Raw genomic sequence first — 24881 nt, 5'->3', positions numbered from 1 at the left:
CAAACTGGAAATGATTGCCTTAATTGACACTGGCGTCACAGTTTTGGGAGGGCTCTCCCAATTCTGGGACATGTGGGCTATCTTAGTGCGCATGGTTGCTCCTTCCCTGGACACGCCGACGGCACAGGTTCGGCACACGCTCGGAGATTTTGCTCTAGCAACGGTCAGCATTGCCGACTACGACGCATCGGAGGTCGTCGAACCCACTCGGCCCGTCGGTGTGGCGAAGGTCTCCACCCCCGCCAGCAGTGAGCTGACGGCGGAGCTGGACGGCGCCACCGAGTGGCTGGGCCTGTCGTCCGACGAGATCCTGCTGGGTGCGTTGACCCGCACGATCGCCCGAACCCTCGGCGACGGCGTTGTCGCGATCGATGTCGCGAGTGGGCGCGGTCCGTTGCTGGACGCGGTCCCGCTGATCTGCGCGACCGCGCGGCAGTTGAGCTCCACCGAGGTCCTCGGCAGTGTGCACCGCGCGCTGGCGGCGGGCTCCGAAAGCGCCTCGTCGGCGGCCTCGGACGTGTACTTCAACCACATCGGTGAGGTGCGCGACGACGCCGAACCGGTGCAGGACACGCCGTCGGCGCTGGGCCACATCCTGGAGGTGCGGGTGTACCGCACCGACGGCGACGTGCACATCGATTGGTGGTACGACACCAGCCGGTTCGCGCAGCACACGGTCACCGAACTCAGCGAGCAGTTCCCGCTCGCCCTCTACGAGATGACCTCGGACGCACTGCCACCGTTCTGACCATTAGAATCGGGCCATCGGCGTCGATCCGGCCATCACCGGGGAGCCTTCGGAAGAACGGCTGAACCAGCCAAGTAGAACCGAACGGGTGGGCCCGTCATCGCCCGAAGTGAGCGGCGCACGTCTCGTGCGCAAGCGGGGTGGTACCGCGGCGCTCGCGCACCGCGCGACGTCGTCCCCGTGCCTGGATCTTGTGGCACAGGAGACAACGCACCACCGTGACCGCCTATCCGAAGCCGAGCAGCGGGGCGCCGAACTTTCCGGCGCTGGAAGCCGACGTCCTCGAATACTGGGAACGCGACGACACGTTCCGCGCGAGCATCGCCCGACGCGACGATGCGCCGGAGTACGTGTTCTACGACGGCCCGCCGTTCGCCAACGGCCTGCCGCACTACGGCCACCTGCTCACCGGCTATGTCAAGGACATCGTGCCGCGGTACCGCACCATGCGCGGCTACAAAGTGGAGCGCCGGTTCGGTTGGGACACCCACGGACTGCCCGCGGAACTCGAGGTGCAGCGCCAGCTCGGCATCACCGACAAGGCCCAGATCGAGGAGATGGGCATCGAGAAGTTCAACGACGCCTGCCGGGCTTCGGTGCTCAAGTACACCGACGAATGGCGCGCATACGTCACGCGTCAGGCGCGCTGGGTGGACTTCGACAACGACTACAAGACGCTGGATCTCGGGTTCATGGAGTCGGTGATCTGGGCGTTCAAACAGCTCTGGGACAAGGGTCTTGCCTACGAAGGCAACCGGGTGCTGCCGTACTGCTGGAACGACGAGACACCGCTGTCCAGCCATGAGCTGCGGATGGACGACGACGTCTACCAGAGCCGCCAGGACCCGGCGATCACCGTCGGCCTGAAGGTCACCGGCGGGCAGTTCGACGGCTCTTACCTGCTGATCTGGACCACCACCCCGTGGACGCTGCCGTCCAACCAGGCCGTCGCCGTCAACCCGGACGTCACCTATGTCCACGTGCAGGGTCCCGACGGCAGACGCTATGTGCTGGCCCAGGCGCGGCTGGCCGCGTACGCGCGAGAACTCGGCGACGAGCCCGAGGTGCTGGCCACTGTCACCGGGCGCGACCTGCTCGGTGTGCGCTATCTGCCACCGTTTCCGTATTTCGCCGATGACGCCAAGGCGCGCAACGCGTTTCAGGTGTTGCCCGCCGATTTCGTCAGCACCGACGACGGCACCGGCATCGTGCACATGTCGCCGGCGTACGGCGAGGACGACATGGCCACGGCCCAGGCCGCCGGGATCGTCGCCGTCACGCCGGTCGATGCCCGGGGCCGCTTCGATGACACCGTGCCGGATTACGCCGGCCAACACGTGTTCGACGCCAACCCGCAGATCATCCGCGACCTGAAGAACGGTGCGGCCGGGGCGGCCGTCAACGGTGCGGTGCTGCTGCGTCACGAAACCTACGACCACTCCTACCCGCACTGCTGGCGGTGCCGAAACCCGTTGATCTACCGGGCGGTGTCGTCCTGGTTCATCAAGGTGACCGAGTTCCGCGACCGCATGGTCGAGCTGAACCAGGACATCACGTGGTATCCCGAACACGTCAAGGACGGTCAGTTCGGCAAGTGGCTGGCCGGTGCCAGGGACTGGTCGATCTCGCGAAACCGCTACTGGGGAACGCCGATTCCGGTGTGGAAGTCCGACGATCCAGCGCATCCGCGCGTCGACGTCTACGGCAGCCTCGACGAGCTCGAGCGCGACTTCGGGGTGCGCCCGGACAACCTGCACCGGCCCTACATCGACGAGCTGACCCGGCCCAACCCCGATGACCCGACCGGCCGCTCCACGATGCGGCGCATCCCCGATGTGCTCGACGTGTGGTTCGACTCCGGGTCGATGCCGTTCGCGCAGGTGCACTATCCGTTCGAGAACCGCGACTGGTTCGACGGTACCGCCACCGAGGAGCCGCACTTCCCAGGCGATTTCATCGTCGAGTACATCGGCCAGACCCGCGGCTGGTTCTACACGCTGCACGTGCTGGCCACCGCGCTGTTCGACAAGCCCGCGTTCAAAACCTGTGTGGCACATGGCATCGTATTGGGCAACGACGGCCAGAAGATGAGCAAGTCGCTGCGCAACTACCCCGACGTCACCGAGGTGTTCGACCGTGACGGCTCCGATGCGATGCGCTGGTTCCTGATGGCCTCGCCGATCCTGCGCGGCGGCAACCTCATCGTCACCGAGCAGGGCATCCGCGAGGGCGTGCGCCAGGTTCAGCTGCCGCTGTGGAACGCCTACAACTTCCTGTGCCTGTACGCCCCCAAGAGGGGCCGGTGGCGCACCGACTCGACACACGTGCTGGACCGCTACATCCTAGCCAAGCTCGCCGCGCTGCGCGACGACCTCACCGAGGCGCTGGACATCTGCGACATCTCCGGCGCGTGCAACCAGTTGCGCCAGTTCACCGACGCGCTGACGAATTGGTATGTCCGCCGGTCACGTTCGCGATTCTGGGACGAGGACGCCGACGCCATCGACACGCTGCACACCGTGCTGGAGGTCACCTCCCGGCTGGCCGCGCCGCTGTTGCCGCTGACCACCGAAGTGATCTGGCGCGGCGTGACCGAGGAGCGGTCGGTGCACCTGACCGACTGGCCCGAAGCGGATGTGCTGCCCGGCGACCCCGAGCTGGTGGCCACCATGGACCAGGTCCGCGAGGTGGCCTCCGCTGGCTCGTCGTTGCGCAAGGCCAAGAAGCTGCGGGTGAGGCTGCCGCTACCGAAACTGACTGTGGCGGTGCAGAATTCGCAACGGCTACAGCCCTTTGTCGACCTGATCGCCGACGAGTTGAACGTCAAGGCGGTCGAGCTCACCGACGACATCGCGACATACGGCCGCTTCGAGCTCGCCGTCAACGCCAAGGTGGCCGGGCCGCGGCTCGGAAAGGACGTGCAGGCCGCGATCAAGGCGGTGAAGGCGGGCGAGGCCGTGACGAACCCCGATGGGACGCTGACCGCGGGCCCGGCGGTGCTGCAACCCGAGGAGTACAGCTCGCGGCTGGTGGCCGCCGATCCGGAGTACACCGCGGCGCTGCCCGACGGGGAGGGGTTGGTGGTGCTGGACGCGACGGTGACTCCCGAGCTGGAGGCCGAAGGCTGGGCGCGCGACATGATTCGCGAACTGCAGGAGCTGCGCAAGTCGACGGGCCTGGACGTGTCGGACCGGATCTCGGTCGTCATGGCGGTTCCGCGGGAGCGCGAGGCGTGGGCCCACGCCCATCAGGACCTGATCGCCGGCGAAATCCTGGCCACCAGCTTCGAGTTCGGCGATCCCGCCGACGGCGCCGAGATCGGCGACGGCGTGCGGGTGGCGATTGCCAAGGCATAGCGCGAGTCGGCGAGCGTGAAGCCACGGTCGTGCTTTCGCCGCGATGACAACCGTGGGTGCGCTTTCGGCGCAAGAGGGCTAGCCGCTGGTGACCACCGCGGTGCGCCCGGCGATCGACACCTCGTCGCCGACCTGCAATTTCCTGCCGCGTCTGTGCTCGACCTCGCCGTTGACGCTCACCAAACCGTTCGCGATCACGGCCTTGGCGTCGGCGCCCGACTCGATCAACCCGGCGAGCTTGAGGAACTGGCCGAGCCGGATGGTGCCGTCGGTGATCGCCACCTCATCCCTAGCCACCCCGACAGGATGTCACGGCCCAATAGCATCCTCAGATGTGGACGGTCGCTGGGTGCTGCACCTCGACATGGACGCGTTCTTCGCGTCGGTCGAGCAGCTGACCCGCCCCACGTTGCGCGGGCGGCCGGTGCTGGTGGGCGGGCTCGGCGGCCGGGGCGTGGTCGCCGGCGCGAGCTACGAGTCGCGGGTGTTCGGCGCGCGATCCGCGATGCCGATGCACCAGGCGCGCCGGCTGGTCGGCGTCTCGGCGGTGGTGCTGCCGCCGCGCGGCGTGGTGTACGGGGTCGCCAGCCGTCGCGTGTTCGACACCGTCCGCACGTTGGTGCCTGTGCTCGAACAGCTTTCGTTCGACGAGGCGTTCGGCGAGCCCGCGGAGCTCGCGGGCGCCTCCGGCGACGAGGTCGAGGAGTTCTGTCGCGCGTTGAAGGCCAGGGTGCTCGACGAGACGGGGCTGGTCGCCTCGGTCGGCGCCGGATCGGGCAAGCAGGTCGCCAAGATCGCCTCCGATCTCGCCAAGCCGGACGGCATCCGTGTCGTGCGCCGCGCCGAGGAACGGGCGCTGCTCCACGGGCTGCCGGTGCGCAGGCTGTGGGGCATCGGGCCGGTCGCCGAGGAGAAGCTGCACCGCCTCGGCATCGAGACCATCGGGGCCTTCGCCGCGCTGACCGACGCCGAAGCCGCCAACATCCTCGGCGCCACCGTCGGGCCAGCGCTACACCGCCTCGCTCAGGGCATCGACGAGCGCCCGGTCGCCGAGAACGCCCCCGCCAAGCAGATCAGCGCCGAGTCCACCTTTCCCACCGACCTGATCACGCTGGATCAGTTGCGTGAGGCGGTCGCCACGATCGGCGAGCACGCGCACAGACGCCTGGAGAAGGACGGCCGCGGCGCCCGCACGGTCACCGTCAAACTGCGTAAGTCCGACATGAGCATCCTCACCCGCTCGGCGACCCTGCCGTACGCCACCGTCGACGCGGCCACGCTGATCGCCACGGCGCGGCGGTTGCTTCTCGACCCTGTCGAGGTTGGGCCGATCCGCCTTGTCGGAGTTGGGTTTTCGGGTCTTTCGGAAGTGCGCCAGGAGTCATTGTTCCCGGATCTGGACCTGGTCGCCGAAGAGGTGTCCGATACCGAGATGCCGCCGACGCTGACCGACGCCGCCGCGACCCCGCCGGCCTGGCGCATCGGCGACGACGTGACACACACCGAGCACGGCCACGGCTGGATTCAGGGTGCCGGGCACGGGGTGATGACGGTGCGCTTCGAGACCCGCAGCACGGGTCCCGGCGTCGCGCGCACCTTTTCCGACAACTGCGCCGACATCGCCCGCGCCAACCCCGTCGACAGCCTGGACTGGGCGGACTACCTCGAGGAACTCAACCGCTACCAGAGCTCGCCGTAATCGGCGGAGAGCCGAAACCCGTGCGAGTTGTAGGTCTCACAGCGCACCACGCCCACGTCCTCGACCGCACAGGTCGCCCCCCAGTTCTCCAGCCGGTACCCCACCGGAAGGACGTCGACATCACGGGTGAACGTGCGGGCGCCGGAGTGGCGGTACTCGGCGGGCGCCCAGCTGTTGACGACGGTCTGGTCGGTGCCCGGCGGCGCGTCCCGCGGCACGGCGTCGCAGCCCACCGGACCTCCGTTCGGCCCGATGCCGCAGAACAGGCCGTCGGGTGTCTTGAAGAACACGTGATAGAAGTCGTCGGGGGTGCTGTAGCGGCCTTGCGCCACGGGGTAGTCGCGGATGTCGTCGTCGGGCCCCGGCTGGGCCGCCGCGACCGGAGCCGCGGTCAGGCCCAGGCCGACGAGCCCGGCCGCGACGGCGACGCGACGAACAGGCACCGTTCCTCTCTATCAGCCCCACCGGGCGAACGCATCGGCGACGCGGCACTCGGCGGCCAGCGCCGCCATCAACAGCACCCTGGCCTGCGGCGCCCGCAGCCGCGGCACCACGACGGCGCCCGCGTCGACGAGCTCGGCGCCGGGTCCGTAGTCGGCGGTGACCCGGGCACCGGGAACCCGCGTGCACACCCCCACCGCAATGCCCGCAGCGATGTGCCGTCGGGCCCCCTCGATCAGCGCCGCCGGCGCGTTTCCCGCGCCGAGCGCCTCCACCACGACGCCCCGGGCCCCCGCGGCCACGCACGCGTCCAGCGCCACCGCATCCCCGCCGGGATAGGTCGCGACGATGTCGACCCGCGGCGCCGCGGCCGCCGACAGCCCGCCGAGAAACGGCCGCTCTTTCGGCGAGTGCAGGGTGACCGCGCCGTCGACCACCGCACCGATGGCCCGGCCGTCGAAGCTCTGCGGGCCGCCCGTGGCCGCCTTGTGCAGGCCCAGCGGCTGCCAGACGGTCCCCGCAAAGCTCACCGCGACACCCAGGCCGCGCGCCGCCGGGCAGGCCGCGACCGTCAGCGCGTCACGAAGGTTGGCGGGCCCGTCGGCGTCGGGAGCATCGGCGCTGCGTTGCGCGCCGGTCAGGACCACGGGCACCGCGCCGTCGTAGGTGAGTTCCAACCACAGCGCGGTCTCCTCCATGGTGTCGGTGCCGTGGGTGATCACCACACCGGCGGCATCGCCGGGCACGGCCGCGCGGATCCGGTCCCAATCGGGCGGGGTCAACTGGGAGCTGTCGAGGGCCATCAGATCGACGACCTCGACGTCGAGACCCGAGGTCAGCTCCACCCCGCTGCGTGTCGGGCGCTTGACGCCGTCGTCGCCGGTACTGGTGGCGATGGTGCCGCCGGTGGTGACGACGACAAGGCGAGCCATGGGCCGAATTCTTCCTCATCGAAACTTTGGGATGATGGGGGAGTGACTGATGAAACCTCGGGGTCGGCCCCCAGCCGCACCGGCGGCGAGACGGAGGCTGCGCCGGTGACCGACGAGGGCGAGGGTGCCGTGACACCGGACGGCGAGGCGGCGCAGCCCGCGCCGAAACGGCGGCTGCGGTTGCTGCTGGCCGTCGCCGCGGTGGTGCTGGTGACCGACATCGTCACCAAGGTGCTCGCGGTGAAGCTGCTGACACCCGGTCAACCGGTATCGATCATCGGCGACACAATCACCTGGACGCTGGTGCGCAACTCCGGGGCGGCGTTCTCGATGGCCACCGGTTACACCTGGGTGCTGACGTTGATCGCCACCGGGGTGGTGATCGGCATCATCTGGATGGGCCGGCGGCTGGTGTCGCCGTGGTGGGCGGTCGGGCTCGGCATGATCCTCGGCGGCGCGATGGGCAACCTGGTCGACCGGTTCTTCCGCTCGCCGGGGCCGCTGCACGGTCATGTCGTCGACTTCCTGTCGATCGGTTGGTGGCCGGTGTTCAACGTGGCCGACCCGTCGGTGGTGGGCGGGGCCATCCTGCTGGTGGTGCTGTCGCTGTTCGGGTTCGACTTCGACACCGTCGGCCGCCGGCGCGCGGGCGACGAAGGCGGCTGATGGCCGACCGCTCGATGCCGGTCCCCGACGGGCTGGCGGGAATGCGGGTGGACGCCGGGCTGGCGCGGCTGCTCGGGTTGTCGCGGACGGCGGTGGCCGCCCTGGCCGAAGAGGGCGGAATCACCCTGGACGGCGCGCCGGTCGGCAAGTCCGACAGGCTGACCGCTGGAGCGTGGCTGGACGTGCGGCTACCGGAACCGCCTGCGCCGGTTGAGAACACGCCCGTCGAGATCGACGGCATGTCCATCCTGTACTCGGACGCCGACATCGTCGCCGTCGACAAGCCACCCGGCGTCGCCGCCCACGCCACCGTCGGATGGACCGGACCGACGGTCCTTGGCGGGCTGGCCGCCGCGGGGTTTCGCATCAGCACGTCGGGCATCCACGAGCGGCAGGGCATCGTGCACCGCCTCGACGTCGGCACGTCAGGTGTCATGGTGGTGGCCCTGTCCGAGCGTGCCTACACGGTGCTGAAGCGGGCGTTCAAACAGCGCACCGTCGAAAAGCGTTATCACGCACTGGTGCAGGGACATCCGGATCCGTCGAGCGGCACCATCGACGCACCGATCGGCCGGCACCGCGGGCACGACTGGAAGTTCGCCGTCACCGAAAACGGCAGGCACAGCGTCACCCACTACGACACCCTCGAGGCGCACCAGGCCGCCAGCCTGCTCGACGTCGAGCTGGAAACCGGGCGCACCCACCAGATCCGCGTGCACTTCGCGGCGCTGCACCACCCGTGTGTGGGCGATCTGACCTACGGCGCGGACCCCACCCTGGCGAAACGGCTTGACCTGACGCGTCAGTGGCTGCACGCGCGGTCGTTGGCCTTCGCGCATCCCGCCGACGGCCGGCGGGTGGAGATCACCAGCCCGTACCCCGCCGATCTGCAGCACGCCCTCGACGTACTGCGCAACCACGAGCTGTGACCCAGCCCCGCCGGTCCGGGCTGCTGTTCGGGGTCGGCGCCTACGTGTGGTGGGGGCTGTGCCCGGGGTTCTTCCTGTTGCTGCTGCCCGCCACCGCCACCGAGGTGCTGGCGCACCGCTTCGTGTGGAGCGCGGTGTTCCTGCTGGTGGTCCTCGCGGTCGCCCACCGCCTCGGTGACCTGCGCCGGCTCAGCGCACGCACCTGGTTGCAGCTGCTGGCGGCCGCGGCGTTCATCGGGATCAACTGGGGCACCTACATCTGGGCCGTCACCAACGAGCACGTGGTGGACGCCGCCCTCGGGTACTTCATCAACCCGCTGATCAGCGTGGCGCTGGGGGTGGTGATCTTTCGCGAGCGACTGGGCGCGTGGCAACTCGTCGCGCTGAGCCTGGCGGTCGTCGCGGTGGGCATCCTGACCGCGGAGGTCGGCGAGCCGCCGTACATCGCGTTGGTGCTCGCCGTGTCGTTCGGCCTGTACGGCCTGATCAAGAAGGTGGTCGACGCCGATCCCCGGGTGAGCGTGACGGTGGAAACGCTGTGGGGCCTGCCGGTGGCGGTCGGCTATCTGGCCTGGTTGCAGATCGCCGGTCAAGCGCACTTCGTGAACCACGGACCCGGCCAGGCGACGCTGCTGTTGCTGGCCGGGCCGGTGACGGCAATTCCGTTGTTGCTCTTCGCCGCCGCCGCGCAGCGGCTGCCCCTGGTGACGCTCGGGGTGCTGTTCTACCTGAACCCGGCGCTGCAGATGGCCTGGGGTGTGGCCATCGGGGACGAACCGATGCCCCCGGCGCGCTGGCTGGGTTTCGCGCTCATCTGGGCGGCGCTGGTGGTGTTCAGCGTCGATGCCATGCGACGCGCCCGTGCCGATCGTCGGCTACCCGCGCTGACCGCCGATGCAGCTAACTTGTAACCGGCCCGAAAGGTCGTTGCTGTTGACCTTGATCCAGCAATGCCATAGCGTTTGCTCGTGGATTGTCGGAGCCGGCCGGCAGCAGGCGGACGTGGACGTGGACGACCGACCGGTACCGATTCTGCCGAGACGCGCGCGAGCATCCTGCGCGCGGCCCGCCACGTGATCAACGAACGGGGCTACGAAGCGGCGACCTTTCAGGCGATCGCCCAGCGGGCCGGGTTCAGCCGCCCGACGATGCACTACTACTTCGAAACCAAAGAGCAGATCTACGACGAGCTGACCCGCGAGGCGCACGCGGTGATCGTCGAGTGCATCGACGCCGCCAAGCGGGAGCAGAGCCTGCTGAAACAGCTCGCGGCGTTCGTGTCCGCCGCGAGCAGGCGCGATACCTCCGACGGGTCGGTCACCCGGTTCATCGTCGCGTCGCGGCTCGAGCAGCACCGAAACCCCACCCTGCGCGGTGCCAACTCGCCCGTCGCCGATGCGGTGGACGGGTTCTACCGGTGGCTGGTCGACGACGGGATCCGCCGAGGCGAGATCCCCGACGACATCGACGCGGACGCGGTCGCCGACATGCTGTCGGCGATGTGTTGGGGAATGGGATTCTTTGCCAGTTTCGCGCACCGGCCGGACGAGACCCAGAAAATTGCCAAGCAACTGCATCTGCTGCTGGTCGGTGGATTGCTGGATGATGCGTCCCGGACGCGTCCGCTCACCGTCGGCCCGGCCTGTGGGTGGCCGGGCGCCGAGATGAACTAGGGGATCGGCCGAGGGTCTGAAGACACGCAGCGCGACACGCCGGGAAGTGTCGGCGGGCGGTCATAGACTGGCCTGCCTATGAGCGGTTCGTCGTCGCGGTCCTTCGTGCACCTTCACAACCACACCGAGTACTCGATGCTGGACGGCGCCGCGAAGATCACCCCGCTGCTGGCCGAGGCGCAGCGGCTCGAGATGCCCGCGGTCGGCATGACCGACCACGGAAACATGTTCGGCGCCAGCGAGTTTTACAACACGGCCACCGAGGTCGGGATCAAGCCGATCATCGGTGTCGAGGCCTACATCGCCCCGGCGTCGAGGTTTGACACCAAACGGGTCCTGTGGGGAGATCCGAGCCAGAAGGGCGACGACGTTTCGGGCAGCGGCGCCTACACCCACATGACCATGGTCGCCGAGAACGCGACCGGGCTGCGCAACCTGTTCAAGCTGTCGTCGCTGGCGTCCTTCGAGGGCCAGTTGGGCAAGTGGTCGCGGATGGACGCCGAGATCATCGCCGAACACGCGGCGGGCATCATCGCCACCACCGGTTGTCCATCCGGGGAGGTGCAGACCCGGTTGCGGCTCGGCCACGACCGCGAGGCGCTGGAAGCGGCCGCCAAGTGGCGGGAGATCTTCGGGCCGGACAACTACTTCCTCGAGCTGATGGACCACGGCCTGGACATCGAGCGGCGGGTGCGCGAAGGCCTGCTGGAGATCGGCCGCAAGCTCGGGATCCCGCCGCTGGTCACCAACGACTGCCACTACGTGACCCGTGACGCCGCCCAGAACCACGAGGCGCTGTTGTGCGTACAGACCGGCAAGACGCTGTCGGATCCCAACCGGTTCAAGTTCGACGGGGATGGCTATTTTCTCAAGTCCGCGGCCGAGATGCGCGCCCTGTGGGACGACCAGCTTCCCGGCGCCTGCGACGCGACTTTGCTGATCGCCGAACGGGTCTCGTCCTACGCCGAGGTGTGGCAACCGCGGGACCGGATGCCGACGTTCCCGGTCCCGGAAGGCCACAACCAGGCGTCGTGGCTGCGTCACGAGGTCGACGCCGGGTTGGCGCGCCGCTTCCCCGCGGGCGTGCCGCACCAGTACGTCGACCGGGCCGCTTACGAGATCGACGTCATCTGCGCGAAGGGCTTTCCGTCGTACTTCCTGATCGTGGCCGACCTGGTGAACTATGCCCGCTCGGTCGACATCCGCGTCGGGCCCGGCCGGGGATCGGCGGCCGGATCGTTGGTGGCCTACGCACTGCGCATCACCGACATCGACCCGATCGAGCACGGCCTGCTCTTCGAGCGGTTCCTCAACCCCGAACGCGAGTCGATGCCCGACATCGACATCGACTTCGACGACCGGCGCCGCGGCGAGATGGTGCGCTACGCCGCCGACAAGTGGGGCCATGACCGCGTCGCTCAGGTCATCACGTTCGGCACCATCAAAACCAAAGCCGCGCTGAAGGATGCCGCCCGCGTGCACTACGGCCAGCCGGGCTTCGCGATCGCCGATCGGATCACCAAGGCGTTGCCGCCGCCGATCATGGCCAAGGACATCCCGCTGTCGGGGATCACCGACCCGAACCACGAGCGGTACAAGGAGGCCGCCGAGGTCCGCGGCCTGATCGACACCGACCCCGATGTGCGCACCATCTACGAGACCGCGCGCGGCCTGGAGGGGTTGATCCGTAACGCGGGTGTGCACGCCTGCGCGGTGATCATGAGCAGCGAGCCGCTGACCGAGGCCATCCCGCTGTGGAAACGGCCGCAGGACGGGGCGATCATCACCGGCTGGGACTATCCGTCGTGCGAGGCCATCGGCCTGCTGAAGATGGACTTCCTGGGCCTGCGCAACCTGACGATCATCGGCGACGCGCTGGAGAACATCAAGGCCAACAGGGGTGTTGACCTCGATCTGGATTCGGTGCCGCTCAACGACCCCGCCACCTATGAGCTGCTGGGACGCGGGGACACCCTGGGCGTTTTCCAGCTCGACGGCGGCCCGATGCGGGACCTGCTGCGGCGCATGCAGCCGACGGGTTTCGACGACATCGTCGCCGTGCTGGCGCTGTACCGGCCGGGCCCGATGGGCATGAACGCCCACAACGACTACGCCGACCGCAAGAACGGCAAGCAGGCGATCAAACCGATTCATCCCGAACTCGAGGAACCGCTGCGCGACATTCTCGCCGAGACCTACGGCCTGATCGTCTACCAAGAGCAGATCATGCGCATCGCGCAGAAGGTGGCCGGCTACTCGCTGGCACGAGCAGACATTCTGCGCAAGGCGATGGGCAAGAAGAAGCGTGAGGTGCTCGACAAGGAGTACGAGGGCTTCTCGGAGGGGATGAAGGCCAACGGGTTCTCCGCGGCCGCGATCAAGGCGTTGTGGGACACCGTGCTGCCGTTCGCCGACTACGCGTTCAACAAGTCACACGCCGCCGGCTACGGGCTGGTGTCGTACTGGACGGCGTACCTGAAGGCCAACTATCCCGCCGAGTACATGGCCGGTCTGTTGACGTCGGTGGGCGACGACAAGGACAAGGCCGCGGTGTACCTCGCCGACTGCCGCAAGCTGGGCATCACGGTGCTGCCGCCCGACGTCAACGAGTCCGCGGTGAACTTCGCCTCGGTCGGTGAGGACATCCGCTACGGCTTGGGCGCTGTGCGTAATGTCGGCGCGAACGTTGTTGCGTCGCTTATCAATACGCGTACCGCCAAGGGCAAGTTCGTCGACTTCTCCGACTACCTGAACAAGATCGACATCGCGGCGTGCACCAAGAAGGTCACCGAGTCGCTGATCAAGGCGGGGGCCTTCGACTCGCTCGGCCATCCGCGCAAGGGCCTGTTCCTGGTGCACACCGACGCCGTGGAATCGGTGCTGGGTACCAAGAAGGCCGAGGCGATGGGCCAGTTCGATCTGTTCGGCGGCGCCGACACGGCGACGGACGCGGTGTTCACGATCAAGGTGCCCGACGAGGAGTGGGAGGACAAGCACAAGCTGGCGCTCGAACGCGAGATGCTCGGCCTGTATGTGTCGGGGCATCCGCTCGACGGCATCGCGCATCTGCTGGCCGCCCAGGTCGACACACCGATCCCCGCCATCCTCGACGGTGACGTCGCCAACGACACCCAGGTGCGGGTCGGCGGCATCCTCGCTTCGGTGAATCGCAGGGTCAACAAGAACGGGTTACCTTGGGCCTCAGCGCAGTTGGAGGATCTCACCGGCGGCATCGAGGTGTTGTTCTTCCCGCAGACCTACTCCACGTTCGGTGCGGAGATCGCCGACGACGCCGTCGTGCTGGTCGGCGCCAAGGTGGCCATCCGCGACGACAGGATCGCGCTGATCGCCAACGAGTTGGTGGTGCCGGATTTCTCGAACGCCGTTTTGGACCGGCCCCTGGCGGTCAGCCTGCCGACGCGGCAGTGCACGGTCGACAAGGTCACCGCGCTCAAACAGGTCCTGGTCCGCCACCCGGGCACGTCGCAGGTCCATCTGCGGCTGATCAGCGGTGAGCGGATCACCACGCTGGAACTGGATTCGTCGTTGCGGGTCACGCCGTCGTCGGCGTTGATGGGGGACCTCAAGGCGTTGCTCGGCCCCGGTTGCCTCGGCGGCTGATGCGCCACGGGCACGCCATGCAGTCACGACACATCAGCGTGTGGGTCAACGCCCCGGCCGAAGCGGTCTACGAGTTCGCCGCCGACCCGCAGACCTGGCCGCGGTGGGCCGCCGGGCTGGCCGAGGGCGGGTTGCGCCGCACTGCCGACGGGTGGGTGGCCGACTCACCGATGGGGCAGGTGACGGTCGAGTTCTCCCCACCCAACGAGTTCGGGGTCCTCGATCACGTGGTGCGGTTGCCGTCCGGGCAGGCGGTCTACAACCCGTTGCGGGTGGTGCCGGGCGGGGTCGACGAGACCGGTTGCGAGGTGGTGTTCACGCTGCGGCGGCAGCCGGGGATGACCGACGAGCAGTTCGCGGCCGACGCCGACGCGGTCGCCGCCGATCTCGCGACGCTGCGCCGACTGGTGGAAGGTGAAAGCTAACCCGCGCGCTGGAACGGGCGCAGGACCACCCAGGTCACGGTGGCTGCGGCTGCCCCGGCGAGCACGGCAGGCGCCGCCGTCGTCGTCGCGATCGCCACGATTCCCAACACCACCAGACCGATCACGACGGACAGCACCTTGTACACCGGCCAGGGAACGCCGGCGATGCTCACTTCGTCATGCACGGTCATGCGTCCACGATAGCTCGCAACCTAAATTTCGGCTAGCCGAAACACTGAGTCAGGGCGGGGGATTTTCGGCGGGCCCTAAGCTGGTGACATGCCTCTTTCCGGAGATTATGAACCGAGCCCGTGGGACTGGGTGCGCGAACACGCCGACGAGATCATGACGTCGGGCAGCACCGAGGGGGTTCAGTTGAAGGGTAAGCCGCTGGTGCTGTTGACCACGCTCGGAGCAAAGACCGGAAAGATCCGCAAGACGCCGCTGATGAGGGTGGAACACGACGGCGAGTACGCGATAGTGGCGTCGCTGGGCGGCGCGCCCAAGCACCCGGTCTGGTACCACAACGTCAAGGCGCATCCGCGGGTGCAGCTGCAGGACGGCGCCGTCACCAGGGATTACGAGGCGCGTGAGGTCGTCGGCGACGAGAAGGCGCTCTGGTGGGGGCGCGCGGTGCAGGCCTGGCCCGACTACGCCGAATACCAGGAGAAGACCGATCGTGTGATCCCGGTCTTCGTACTGACCCCGATTAGCTGATAACCGCAGGTTGGTGGCACCATTGTGCGGTGACCGTTGAACTGAGCCAGACCACTCGTACGTCGCCGATCTCCGCGGCCGACATCGACGAGGCTGCTCAGCGAATTTCCGGGGTGGTGTTGCGCAGCCCGCTGCAGTTCAGCGAGCGGCTCTCGGAGGCCACGGGCGCCCACGTCTACCTCAAGCGCGAGGACCAGCAGCCGGTGCGGTCCTACAAGCTGCGCGGCGCGCACAACCTGCTGATGCAACTCGGGCCCGACGAGATCGCCGCCGGTGTGGTGTGCTCCTCGGCGGGCAACCACGCCCAGGGTTTCGCGATGGCGTGTCGCTCGATGGGCATCCGCGGCCGGGTGTACATCCCGGCCAAGACGCCCAAGCAGAAGCGGGACCGCATCCGCTATCACGGGCGCGAGTACATCGAGTTGATCGCGGGCGGCAAGACCTACGACGACGCGGCGGCCGCGGCCCTCGACGACGTCGCGCGGACGGGGGCGACGCTCGTTCCGCCCTACGACGACCCGCGCACGATGGCCGGCCAGGGCACCATCGCCGCCGAGATCCTCGAGCAGCTCGACGACGAACCCGACACGGTGATCGTGCCGGTCGGCGGCGGCGGCTGTATCGCCGGTATCACGACGTATCTGGCCGAACGCACGTCGAACACCGCGGTGCTGGGGGTCGAACCGGCCGGCGCCGCGGCGATGATCGCCGCGCTGGCGGCCGGCGAACCGGTGACCCTCGAGCACGTCGATCAGTTCGTCGACGGCGCGGCGGTGAACCGGGCGGGCAAGCTGACGTATGCGGCGCTGGCGGCCGCGGGTGACATGGTGTCGATGACCACCGTCGACGAGGGCGCGGTCTGCACCGCGATGCTCGACCTCTATCAGAACGAGGGCATCATCGCCGAGCCCGCAGGCGCGCTGTCGGTGGCGGCGCTGATGGAGACCGACATCGAACCGGGATCGATCGTGGTCTGCCTGATCTCGGGTGGCAACAATGACGTCTCGCGCTACAACGAGGTCCTCGAACGCTCCCTGGTGCACCTCGGTCTCAAGCATTACTTCCTCGTCGACTTCCCGCAGGAGCCCGGGGCGTTGCGCCGGTTCCTCGACACCGTGCTCGGACCTAACGACGACATCACGCTGTTCGAGTACGTCAAACGCAACAACCGCGACACCGGAGAGGCCCTCGTCGGCATCGAGCTCGGTTCTGCGGCCGATCTCGAGGGGCTGCTGGAGCGGATGAAGACCTCCGACATCCACGTCGAGCCCCTGGAGCCCGGGTCACCGGCCTACCGCTACTTGCTCTAGTCCGCGCCCACGGTCGCCTTGTTGACGATCGCGAACGAATGTCCGGGTAGCCGGGTGCTTTTCGCGCCGACCGTGGGCTCGTCCCACGCAAGCACGAGCTCGCCGGTGACCGGCACGTCGACGGGACCGGTGCCGAGATTGCACGCGACCGCGAACGCGCCACGGTGCATCACCAGCCAGCGCCGGTCCTCGTCGTACTCGATTCGCAGATGGTCAAGCCACGGGTCGGCGAACTCGGAGTGCTTGTTCCGCAACGCGATCAGCTGCTGGTAAAGCCGACGCAGCCGGCCGTGGTTCTCGTCGTCGACCTCGTCCCACTTCAGTTTGGAGCGCAGGAACGTCTCGGGGTCCTGCGGGTCGGGGATCTCGTCGGCGTCCCAGCCGTGCTCGGCGAACTCCCGTTTGCGGCCCTCGGCGGTGGCCCTGGCCAGTTCGGGCTCCGGGTGGGAGCTGAAGAACTGAAACGGCGACGACGAACCCCATTCCTCGCCCATGAACATCATTGCGGTGTAAGGGGATGCGAGCGCCAGCGCCGCCTTCACGGCGAGCTGGCCGAACGTGAGGTTCTGCGACGGCCGGTCACCGACCGCGCGGTTGCCGACCTGGTCATGCGTCAGCGTGTAGGCCAGCAGCCGGGTGGCGGGGATGGACGACGTGTCCAGCGGCCGCCCGTGTCGACGGTGCCGGAACGACGAGTAGGTGCCTGCGTGAAAGTAGCCGTTCTTGAGTGTGGTGGCCAACACTTCCAGCGTGCCGAAATCGCCGTAATAGCCTTGGCGTTCGCCCGACACCGCGGCGTGGATGGCATGGTGGATGTCGTCGTCCCACTGCGCCGTCATCCCGTAGCCACCGCGGTCGCGCGGCGTGATCAGCCGCGGATCGTTGAGGTCGCTCTCGGCGATCAGCGACAGTGGGCGGCCCAATTCTTCGGCCAGCGCGTCGGTTTCGGTCGACAGCTCCTCGAGGATGTGGATGGCGGTGGTGTCCACCAGCGCGTGCACGGCATCCAGGCGCAGCCCGTCGGCGTGGAAGTCACGCATCCAGCGCAGCGCGCAGTCGAGGATGTAGCGGCGCACCTCGTCGGCGTCGGGACCGGAGATGTTGATCGACTCGCCCCACGGATTGCTGCCCGAGGACAGATAGGGACCGAAGCGCGGCAGGTAATTGCCCGACGGGCCGAGGTGGTTGAAGACGGCGTCGATGAGCACACCCAGCCCGCGCGCGTGGCAGGCGTCGATGAGACGGACCAGCCCGTCAGGCCCGCCGTACGGTTCGTGCACCGCGTACCACAGCACGCCGTCGTAGCCCCAGCCGTGGGTTCCGCCGAACGCGTTCACCGGCATCAGCTCGACGAAGTCGACGCCCAGATCGACCAGATAGTCCAGCTTCTCGATCACAGCGTCGAACGTGCCCTGCGGGGTGAAGGTGCCTACGTGCAGTTCGTAGATCACCGTGCCCTCGATCGAGCGGCCGGCCCAGCCGGCGTCGGACCAGGCATCCGGGTCCGGTGTCCACAGCTGCGAGCGGTCATGGACTCCGTCGGGTTGGCGGGGCGAGCGCGGATCGGGCAGCACCGTGTCGTCGTCGAGGACGAACCCGTAACGTGCCTCCGGTCGTGCGCTCACCTGGGCGCGCCACCAGCCGTCCTCGCAGCGGTCCATGGTGTGGCGGGCGCCGTCGACGTCGAGGCGGACCCGTTCGGGTATCGGGGCCCACACGGCGAACTCAACCATCGGCTCGCTCCAGCAGCGCCGCCGGCAGGTCGGCGAACAATTCGGCGGCCAGCACCGTGCCTGCGTGGTCGGCGCCGGTGAGCCGGTCGGTCCACGTTCCCGCCGGCAGGGTCAGAGACGTATCGGCCCAACCGGTTTCGGACAGCCGCACGGTGTGGCGGGTGACCGCGGTCAGCACATCGTCGCCGCGTGCGAACGCCAGCAGGTGATCGGCGGCGGGACCGTCGGCGAGCATCGGGGTGTAGCCGCCCCCGGTGAAGGTGCCCGGCCGGTCCCGCCGGACCGCCAGCGCCGCAGAGACCACCCGCAGTTTCGGATGTCGATTGGCGTCCAGCGCATCTCGGCGTGCCGCGTAGTCGACGGGTCGGCGGTTGTCGGGATCGACGAGGCTGTCCTCCCACAGTTCGGTGCCCTGATAGACGTCGGGGATGCCCGGGGCGGTGAGGGCGATCAGTTTCTGGCCCAGCGCGTCGCTGCGGGCGTGCATGTCGAGGCGGGCCACCAGCGAGGTCATCTCGGCCGCGACCGGCCCGTCGAACACGGCATCGAGCCAGGTGTGCACCGCGGACTCGAAGTCCTCGTGCGGGTCGTTCCAGGTGGTGTGCACCGCGGCTTCGCGGATCGCCTTCTCGGCGTAGGCGTGTATCCGCTGCCGCAGGCCGTCGCCGATCCGGCCGTCGGCGGGCCAGACACCCAAGAGGTTCTGCCACAGGAAGAGACCGGTGCGTGCGTCCGGCGGCGGTGTGTTCACCGTCCACTTGCCGACCAGTTCCGCCCACAGCGACGGCACCTGGGACAGGACGCCGATTCGTGCGCGCACGTCCTCGCCGCGCTTGGTGTCGTGGGTGGTCAACGAGACCATCGTGGCCGGCCACATCCGGGCGCGCACCGCGGCCCGCTGATGAAACTCTGCGACGCCGACCCCGAAGTGGTGCGGTTCGGAGCCGACTTCGTTGAGCGAGACCAGGCGGGCGTCGCGGTAGAACAGGCAGTCCTCCATCGACTTGGCGGTCGCCGCACCGCACAGCTGCTGTAACCGGACCTCGGCTTCGGTGCTGACGGCCAACGCGGCGGCGATGAGTGCGAGCGGGGCCGCCAGATGCGGATACGCGGCTCCGGTCTCGGCGAACGCGCTTGGCAGCACGCCCGCCAACGACCGGTAGTCGGACCGGTAGACGCCGATGCGGCTGAGCAGCGCCGCGACCGCCGCGGGCAGGTCGTCGTGGTCGGCGCCTGCGGCCGCCGCGATGACGCGACGCAACCGGGCCAGCTCGCTGGCCAGGATCTCGGTCACTGCTTCGGCCTTGAGGATTCGCGCGAGGTCCGGCATCGAGCTGTGCGGCACGCCGGTGGAGTCGAACAGGTTGGTCAACGCCTCCTCGCCGCTGGGATCGATGAACACCCCGCCGATCTCGCGCATCGCGTCGTAACCGGTGGTGCCCGCGACCGGCAGCGTCGGCTCCAGCGGCTCGTCGGCGGCCAGGATCTTCTCGATGACGATCCACGCGTCGGGCCCGGTGAGCTCACGCAGCCAGGCCAGGTACCCCGCGGGGCTCGACAACCCGTCGGGATGGTCGATGCGGACACCGTCGACCAGACCCTCCTCGAACCAGCGCTTCACCTCCACGTGGGTGGCGTCGAACACCGCGCGGTCCTCCTGGCGGAGCCCGGCCAGCGAGGTGATCGAAAAGAACCGGCGATACCCGCAGACACCGTTGCGCCAGCCGATGAGTCGATAGTGCTGGCGCTCATGAACTTCCGCGCCCGTACCGTCAGCGGTGCCTTCCGCTATCGGATACACCAGATCGCCCAGCCGCAGCCGGTCGCCGTCGACCACCAGATCGGCGACGTCGTCATCGGAACCCAGCACCGGGAGCACGATCCGGCCGTCGGCGAGATCCCAGTCGATATCGAAGAACGCGCTGTACGCCGACTCGCGACCGTGCTTGAGCACGTCCCACCACCACGGGTTCTGCTCGGGCCGCTCGACCCCGACATGGTTGGGCACGATATCAACGATCAGCCCCATGCCGCGGGCGCGAGCTGCCGCCGCCAGCCGCGCCAGGCCGTCGGGCCCACCGAGCGCCGCAGACACCGTCGTCGGGTCGGTGACGTCGTAGCCGTGCGTCGACCCTTCCGCGGCCGTCAGGATCGGCGACAGGTACAGATGGGAGACACCCAGCGCCGCAAGGTAATCCAGCTGTTTTTCGGCGTCGGCGAAGGTGAAGCAGTCGCCGCGCATTTGCAGCCGGTACGTCGAAAGGACACGGGAAGGCATACGCTACGCGGTCTTACGCATCACCAGCAGGGACCGCGCCTGCAGTGTGACCTTGTCGCCGGCCGGCACAACCAGGTCGCTGGCGCCGGTCGGGTGCGCGGTGTCCAGCGCGGCGGTCCACTGCGCGGCGTAGTCCCCCGCCGGGGTGATGAAGTCCTGTGGCTGGTCATGGGCGTTGAAACACAGCAGGAACGAATCGTCGATGACGCGTTCGCCGCGGGCGTTGGGCGTCGTGATCGCGTCACCGTTGAGGAACACCGCAACGCACTTGCCCAGGCCGTGCTCCCAGTCTTCCGGCGTCATCTCCTCGCCCGCGGGCGTGAGCCAGGCGATGTCACGGATCTGGTCGCCGGTGCGAATCGGTTTGCCTTCGAAGAACCGCCGCCTGCGAAACACCGGATGATCGGTGCGCAACTGCGTGACCTTGCGGGTGAACTCCAGCAGGTCGGCGTTTCGTTCGCACAGCGACCAGTCCATCCAGGAGAGCTCGGAGTCCTGGCAGTAGACGTTGTTGTTGCCGAGTTGGGTACGGCCGATCTCGTCGCCGTGGCTGATCATCGGCGTGCCCTGCGACACCATCAGCGTGCCCATGATGTTGCGCATCTGTCTGGCCCGCAACGCCAGGATGCCGGGATCGCCGGTCGGGCCCTCCACGCCGCAGTTCCATGACCGGTTGTGGCTCTCGCCGTCGCGGTTGTCCTCGCCGTTGGCCTCGTTGTGCTTTTCGTTGTAGGACACCAGGTCGGCGAGCGTGAACCCGTCGTGGCAGGTGACGAAGTTGATGCTCGCGCTGGGCCGCCGGCCGGTCGCCTCGTAGAGGTCCGAGGATCCGGTCAGCCGCGAGGCGAATTCACCGAGGGTTGCGGGCTCGCCCCGCCAGTAGTCACGCACAGTGTCGCGATACTTCCCGTTCCACTCGGTCCACAAACCTGGGAAGTTGCCCACCTGGTAGCCGCCCTCGCCGACGTCCCAGGGTTCGGCGATCAGCTTGACCTGGCTGACCACCGGGTCCTGCTGCACCAAATCGAAGAACGCGCTGAGCCGGTCGACGTCGTAGAACTCGCGAGCGAGGGTGGCCGCCAGGTCGAACCGGAAGCCGTCGACATGCATCTCCAGCACCCAGTAGCGCAGCGAGTCCATGATCAGCTGCAGCGTGTGGGGGTGACGGGCGTTGAGGCTGTTGCCGGTGCCGGTGAAGTCCTTGTAGTAGCGCTTGTCCTCGTCGAGCAGCCGGTAGTAGGCGGCGTTGTCGATGCCGCGGAAGTTGAGCGTGGGCCCAAGATGGTTGCCCTCGGCCGTGTGGTTGTAGACCACGTCGAGGATGACCTCGATGCCGGCTTCGTGGAACGCCCGGACCATGGCCTTGAACTCGGCGACCGCACCGCCGGCCTGCTTGTTGGCGGCGTACTCGTAGTGCGGGGCGAAGAAGCCGAAGGTGTTGTAGCCCCAGTAGTTTCGCAGCCCCAGATCGATCAGCCGGTGATCGTGGAGGAACTGGTGCACCGGCATCAACTCGATCGCGGTGACGTTCAGCGACTGAAGGTGCTCGATGATCACCGGATGCGCCATCCCGGCGTAGGTGCCGCGCAGGTCCTCGGGAATGCCGGGGTGGGTCTGCGTCATGCCCTTGACGTGCGCCTCGTAGATCACCGTCTCGTGGTAGGGGGTACGCGGCGCCCGGTCCGAGGCCCAGTCGAAGTACGGGTTGATCACCACGCTGGTCATGGTGTGGCCCAGCGAATCGACCATGGGTGGCACGCCGCCCGACGCGGGGTCTTCGGCGTTCAGGTCATAGGAGTACAGCGCCTGGGAGAACGTGAAGTTGCCGTGGAAGGACTTGCCGTACGGGTCGAGCAGCAGCTTGCTGGGGTCGCAGCGGTGCCCGGCGGCGGGATCCCACGGTCCGTGGACGCGGTAGCCGTAGCGCTGGCTCGGGGTGACGGTCGGCAGATAGCAGTGCCACACGTAGCCGTCGACCTCGTCGAGGCCGATCCGCTGCTCGGTGCCGTCCCTCGCGATCAGGCACAGCTCGACCTTGTCGGCGACCTCAGAGAACAGCGAGAAGTTCGTGCCCGCCCCGTCGTAGGTGGCGCCCAAGGGGTACGGCGTACCGGGCCAGACGGTGGATACCGGTGCGGGTCCGGAGGACATCAGTCAACCCACCAACCTGTGGCGGCGCCCATCTGGCGGCCCAGTTCGGCGGTCATGGTCCGCATGTAGGTCGTGGTGAAGTGGTGGGCGTCGTGGTAGACGAGCACGTTGCCTTCCACCACACGGCACACGTCCCTGCGGCACACCGCATCGCTCATGTCGAGCGGGCGCAGATTCGGGAACCGTGTGAGGTAGTTGAGCGTCGGGTTGCGCGAACTCAGCACGGCGGATCGCTTCATTCCGCAGGACACCGCGGTGCCGCCGTCGGCCAGGCAGTCCGCGGCCAGATACGGTTTGCCGTCGTCGCGCACCAGCCACGGGGTGTCACGCATGGCTAGCACCGGAATGCCGTTGTCCGCGAACGCCTCCCAGACCCCGAGGTAGAAGCTCGGCATCACGTCGCCGGGTTTGATGTTCCACGGACGGGTGGAGGTGGTGAACACGAAGTCGGGACGGTCGGCGATGAGCTGGGGCAGCACCCGATCGTTCCACTGACGACATTCCGGGTACGGCCGGTTGTTGCCCATCACCCGCGGCATCGTCTGGGTGCTCAACGGACAACCCATCTTCAGATAGGTGACGACCTTGAAGTTGTGCAGCCGGCCGAGCAGATCCAGGGCGGTGATCCAGTGCTCGGCGTGCGAACCGCCGGCCAGCGCGACGGTGCGGATGGCGTCCTTGTCGCCGTACGTGCAGTTGATGATGTCGACGCTGTCGAAATCGCTGATGCAGCCGTCGTTGGTGGTCTGCGGAATGTCCCTCTTGGCCTCCAGCACCGTGGGTCGCATCGGCAGCTTGGGCACCCGGACCTTCTCGACCAGCGCGCGGGCGCCGGGGTAGTCGCGCGAAGACAGACCGGCGAGCTCCTTACCACTGGCGCGTTGGACGACGATGTGCTCGCGCCACGTGAACGACGTGGCCGTCAACGCCACCCCCAGCAGCGCGACCACCGAACCGAGCACCATCGTCGGCCTGCGCAGCCGGATCCTCAGCGGCACAACGGGCGCCGTCGTGGCCTGGGCCCGGTAGCGCAGCGGGTTCTCCACGTATTTGGTGGTCAACCATGCCAGCACGACCGAGACGACCAGCACGGCCGCGCCCTCGAGGACGCCGGCGCTGCTGTGGCCGGTGTAGGCCAGCCAGAAGATCAGCAGCGGCCAGTGCCACAGGTACAGCGAATACGCGATGGAGCCCAGCCACACGAACGGTGCGGTGGCCAACAACCGGTTGGGCACTGGCATGCGGCCCGATGTTTGCGGATCGGCGACCCGATTGGCCGCCGACAGGATGAGCAGCATCGTCGCGCCGACCGGCACCAGCGCCAACGGCCCGGGGAACTCGTTGACGCCGTCGATCAGCGCGCCGCAGGACAGGATCGCGCACAGGGCCGCCACAGCCACCGTCGTGCGCAGCCACATCGGCCAGCGGACATAGGGCACCAGCGCGCCGACGAGCGCACCCAGCAGCAACTCCCACGCCCGCGCGAAGCTGTTGTAGTAGGCCGCCGACTGGTCGGCGTTGTGGGCGATGATCGCGTACCCGAACGACGCCACGGTCACCGCGGTCAGCAGCGCGACGAACGCGACCCGCATGTGCCTGCCGAGGACCCCACGGAACAGGTAGGCGAACCCGAAGATCAGGATCAGAAACGCGATGTAGAACTGACCCTGCACCGACATCGACCAGATGTGCTGCAGCGGGCTGACGGACTCCCCGGCGCGCAGATAGTCCGCCGCGCTGTTGGCCAGTTCCCAGTTCTGGAAATAGCCGAGGCTGGCCAGGCTCTGATCGGCGAACGCCTCCCACCGGGTTTCGGGCTGGATGAGGATCGTCAGCACCGCCGCGCCCGCAAGCACCACCACCAACGCGGGCAACAACCGCCGCACCAGCCGCGTCACCTCGGGCACCGGCGACAGCGACGCGCCCGGCGTCATCGCCGTGCGCAGCAGTCGCCCGCCGAAGAAGAACCCCGACAACGCCAGGAAGACGTCCACACCGCCGGACACCCGGCCGAACCACACGTGAAAGACCGCGACGAGAAGGATGGCGATTCCGCGTAGCCCGTCAAGGTCGTGGCGGTAGAACCCCGAGGCGCGCGCGCTGGTCGTGGTCGTGGTGGCGCGCGGGGATTGTCCCGGGCCGGTGACGGGTGCCGGCCGGGGAGGGGCGAGGGTCATCATGGTCGCCCGATAATCTACCGAA

Annotated in this window: 19 protein-coding genes; 11 read left to right on the top strand and 8 right to left on the bottom strand. The window is 68.1% G+C overall.

Translation table 11 applies throughout. From position 1 onward, the window contains the following. Nucleotides 1–91: 91 nt before the first annotated feature. Both G6N28_RS25105 and ileS read left to right on the top strand, forming a co-directional pair. Nucleotides 92–748, top strand: a complete 657-nt coding sequence (locus G6N28_RS25105; protein ID WP_170307919.1) for a hypothetical protein — start codon at nt 92–94, stop codon at nt 746–748. 218 nt (nt 749–966) lie between these two features. After that, nucleotides 967–4104, top strand: a complete 3138-nt coding sequence (gene ileS / locus G6N28_RS25100) for an isoleucine--tRNA ligase (RefSeq protein ID WP_163905117.1) — start codon at nt 967–969, stop codon at nt 4102–4104. 78 nt (nt 4105–4182) lie between these two features. On the opposite strand, the gene G6N28_RS25095 is transcribed toward ileS, so the two are convergent. Continuing rightward, a complete protein-coding gene (locus tag G6N28_RS25095) occupies nt 4183–4401 on the bottom strand; it encodes an RNA-binding S4 domain-containing protein (RefSeq protein ID WP_163905115.1) in 219 nt (72 codons plus the stop codon). A gap of 37 nt (nt 4402–4438) precedes the next feature. Here G6N28_RS25095 and G6N28_RS25090 point away from each other — a divergent pair, with 37 nt between their 5' ends. Then, nucleotides 4439–5803, top strand: coding sequence for a DNA polymerase IV (locus tag G6N28_RS25090; RefSeq protein WP_163905113.1), 1365 nt, complete (start codon nt 4439–4441; stop codon nt 5801–5803). Here the strand turns inward: G6N28_RS25090 and G6N28_RS25085 are convergent. Together G6N28_RS25085 and G6N28_RS25080 are read right to left on the bottom strand one after the other, a co-directional pair. Continuing rightward, complete coding sequence (locus G6N28_RS25085; protein ID WP_163905111.1) at nt 5785–6246, bottom strand: hypothetical protein; 462 nt, start codon at nt 6244–6246, stop codon at nt 5785–5787. The two genes, G6N28_RS25090 and G6N28_RS25085, sit on opposite strands and share 19 nt — an antisense overlap. A 12-nt stretch (nt 6247–6258) precedes the next feature. Further along, nucleotides 6259–7176 carry an asparaginase gene (locus G6N28_RS25080; protein ID WP_163905109.1) on the bottom strand — a complete coding sequence of 306 codons (918 nt, stop codon included), beginning with the start codon at nt 7174–7176 and terminating at the stop codon, nt 6259–6261. Nucleotides 7177–7218: 42 nt separating this feature from the next. Between G6N28_RS25080 and lspA the strand changes: the two genes are divergently transcribed. From lspA to G6N28_RS25050, 6 genes are all read left to right on the top strand, one after another. Then, a complete protein-coding gene (lspA, locus tag G6N28_RS25075; RefSeq protein ID WP_163905107.1) occupies nt 7219–7842 on the top strand; it encodes a signal peptidase II in 624 nt (207 codons plus the stop codon). Continuing rightward, nucleotides 7842–8771: an RluA family pseudouridine synthase gene (locus G6N28_RS25070; RefSeq protein ID WP_163905104.1), complete on the top strand. Its 930-nt coding sequence runs from the start codon at nt 7842–7844 to the stop codon at nt 8769–8771. The genes lspA and G6N28_RS25070 overlap by 1 nt, the downstream gene beginning before the upstream one ends. Then, nucleotides 8768–9682, top strand: coding sequence for an EamA family transporter RarD (gene rarD, locus G6N28_RS25065; RefSeq protein WP_163905102.1), 915 nt, complete (start codon nt 8768–8770; stop codon nt 9680–9682). The genes G6N28_RS25070 and rarD overlap by 4 nt, the downstream gene beginning before the upstream one ends. A gap of 57 nt (nt 9683–9739) precedes the next feature. Next, nucleotides 9740–10444: a TetR/AcrR family transcriptional regulator gene (locus G6N28_RS25060; RefSeq protein WP_264073005.1), complete on the top strand. Its 705-nt coding sequence runs from the start codon at nt 9740–9742 to the stop codon at nt 10442–10444. 78 nt (nt 10445–10522) lie between these two features. Continuing rightward, nucleotides 10523–14065 carry a DNA polymerase III subunit alpha gene (gene dnaE / locus G6N28_RS25055; protein WP_163905098.1) on the top strand — a complete coding sequence of 1181 codons (3543 nt, stop codon included), beginning with the start codon at nt 10523–10525 and terminating at the stop codon, nt 14063–14065. Nucleotides 14066–14082: 17 nt separating this feature from the next. Next, a complete protein-coding gene (locus G6N28_RS25050) occupies nt 14083–14490 on the top strand; it encodes an SRPBCC family protein (RefSeq protein ID WP_163905096.1) in 408 nt (135 codons plus the stop codon). Here the strand turns inward: G6N28_RS25050 and G6N28_RS25045 are convergent. Continuing rightward, nucleotides 14487–14681, bottom strand: a complete 195-nt coding sequence (locus tag G6N28_RS25045; protein WP_163905094.1) for a hypothetical protein — start codon at nt 14679–14681, stop codon at nt 14487–14489. The two genes, G6N28_RS25050 and G6N28_RS25045, sit on opposite strands and share 4 nt — an antisense overlap. Nucleotides 14682–14769: 88 nt before the next feature. Between G6N28_RS25045 and G6N28_RS25040 the strand changes: the two genes are divergently transcribed. Together G6N28_RS25040 and ilvA are read left to right on the top strand one after the other, a co-directional pair. Further along, nucleotides 14770–15207 carry a nitroreductase family deazaflavin-dependent oxidoreductase gene (locus G6N28_RS25040; protein ID WP_163905092.1) on the top strand — a complete coding sequence of 146 codons (438 nt, stop codon included), beginning with the start codon at nt 14770–14772 and terminating at the stop codon, nt 15205–15207. Between the two features lie 29 nt (nt 15208–15236). After that, nucleotides 15237–16517, top strand: coding sequence for a threonine ammonia-lyase IlvA (gene ilvA / locus G6N28_RS25035; RefSeq protein WP_163905090.1), 1281 nt, complete (start codon nt 15237–15239; stop codon nt 16515–16517). Here ilvA and treZ read toward each other — a convergent pair. From treZ to G6N28_RS25015, 4 genes are read right to left on the bottom strand one after another with little or no spacing between them, the layout of a single operon-like run. Beyond that, nucleotides 16514–18250 (bottom strand): malto-oligosyltrehalose trehalohydrolase, encoded by a 1737-nt coding sequence (treZ, locus tag G6N28_RS25030; protein WP_163905088.1) that lies wholly within the window; start codon nt 18248–18250, stop codon nt 16514–16516. The two genes, ilvA and treZ, sit on opposite strands and share 4 nt — an antisense overlap. Further along, nucleotides 18243–20528 (bottom strand): malto-oligosyltrehalose synthase, encoded by a 2286-nt coding sequence (treY, locus tag G6N28_RS25025; RefSeq protein WP_163905086.1) that lies wholly within the window; start codon nt 20526–20528, stop codon nt 18243–18245. Before treY ends, treZ begins: the two co-directional genes overlap by 8 nt. A 3-nt stretch (nt 20529–20531) precedes the next feature. Then, nucleotides 20532–22679 (bottom strand): glycogen debranching protein GlgX, encoded by a 2148-nt coding sequence (gene glgX / locus G6N28_RS25020; RefSeq protein WP_163905084.1) that lies wholly within the window; start codon nt 22677–22679, stop codon nt 20532–20534. Further along, complete coding sequence (locus tag G6N28_RS25015) at nt 22679–24859, bottom strand: acetyltransferase SucT (RefSeq protein WP_163905081.1); 2181 nt, start codon at nt 24857–24859, stop codon at nt 22679–22681. Before G6N28_RS25015 ends, glgX begins: the two co-directional genes overlap by 1 nt. Nucleotides 24860–24881 lie beyond the last annotated feature (22 nt).

The organism is Mycolicibacterium pulveris, assembly GCF_010725725.1.
In the GTDB taxonomy this organism is placed as follows: domain Bacteria; phylum Actinomycetota; class Actinomycetes; order Mycobacteriales; family Mycobacteriaceae; genus Mycobacterium; species Mycobacterium pulveris.
Note: the sequence above shows the minus strand (reverse complement) of the source record. Positions and strands in the feature narration are given on the sequence as shown.

Bases quoted from the DNA above. Each gene is read 5' to 3' on its own strand.
- G6N28_RS25105 (WP_170307919.1), top strand. From the start codon at position 92: ATGGTTGCTCCTTCCCTGGACACGCCGACGGCACAGGTTCGGCACACG.
- G6N28_RS25080 (WP_163905109.1), bottom strand. From the start codon at position 7,176: ATGGCTCGCCTTGTCGTCGTCACCACCGGCGGCACCATCGCCACCAGT.
- G6N28_RS25070 (WP_163905104.1), top strand. From the start codon at position 7,842: ATGGCCGACCGCTCGATGCCGGTCCCCGACGGGCTGGCGGGAATGCGG.
- dnaE (WP_163905098.1), top strand. From the start codon at position 10,523: ATGAGCGGTTCGTCGTCGCGGTCCTTCGTGCACCTTCACAACCACACC.
- G6N28_RS25050 (WP_163905096.1), top strand. From the start codon at position 14,083: ATGCAGTCACGACACATCAGCGTGTGGGTCAACGCCCCGGCCGAAGCG.
- G6N28_RS25045 (WP_163905094.1), bottom strand. From the start codon at position 14,681: ATGACCGTGCATGACGAAGTGAGCATCGCCGGCGTTCCCTGGCCGGTG.
- G6N28_RS25040 (WP_163905092.1), top strand. From the start codon at position 14,770: ATGCCTCTTTCCGGAGATTATGAACCGAGCCCGTGGGACTGGGTGCGC.
- treZ (WP_163905088.1), bottom strand. From the start codon at position 18,250: ATGGTTGAGTTCGCCGTGTGGGCCCCGATACCCGAACGGGTCCGCCTC.
- treY (WP_163905086.1), bottom strand. From the start codon at position 20,528: ATGCCTTCCCGTGTCCTTTCGACGTACCGGCTGCAAATGCGCGGCGAC.
- glgX (WP_163905084.1), bottom strand. From the start codon at position 22,679: ATGTCCTCCGGACCCGCACCGGTATCCACCGTCTGGCCCGGTACGCCG.
- G6N28_RS25015 (WP_163905081.1), bottom strand. From the start codon at position 24,859: ATGATGACCCTCGCCCCTCCCCGGCCGGCACCCGTCACCGGCCCGGGA.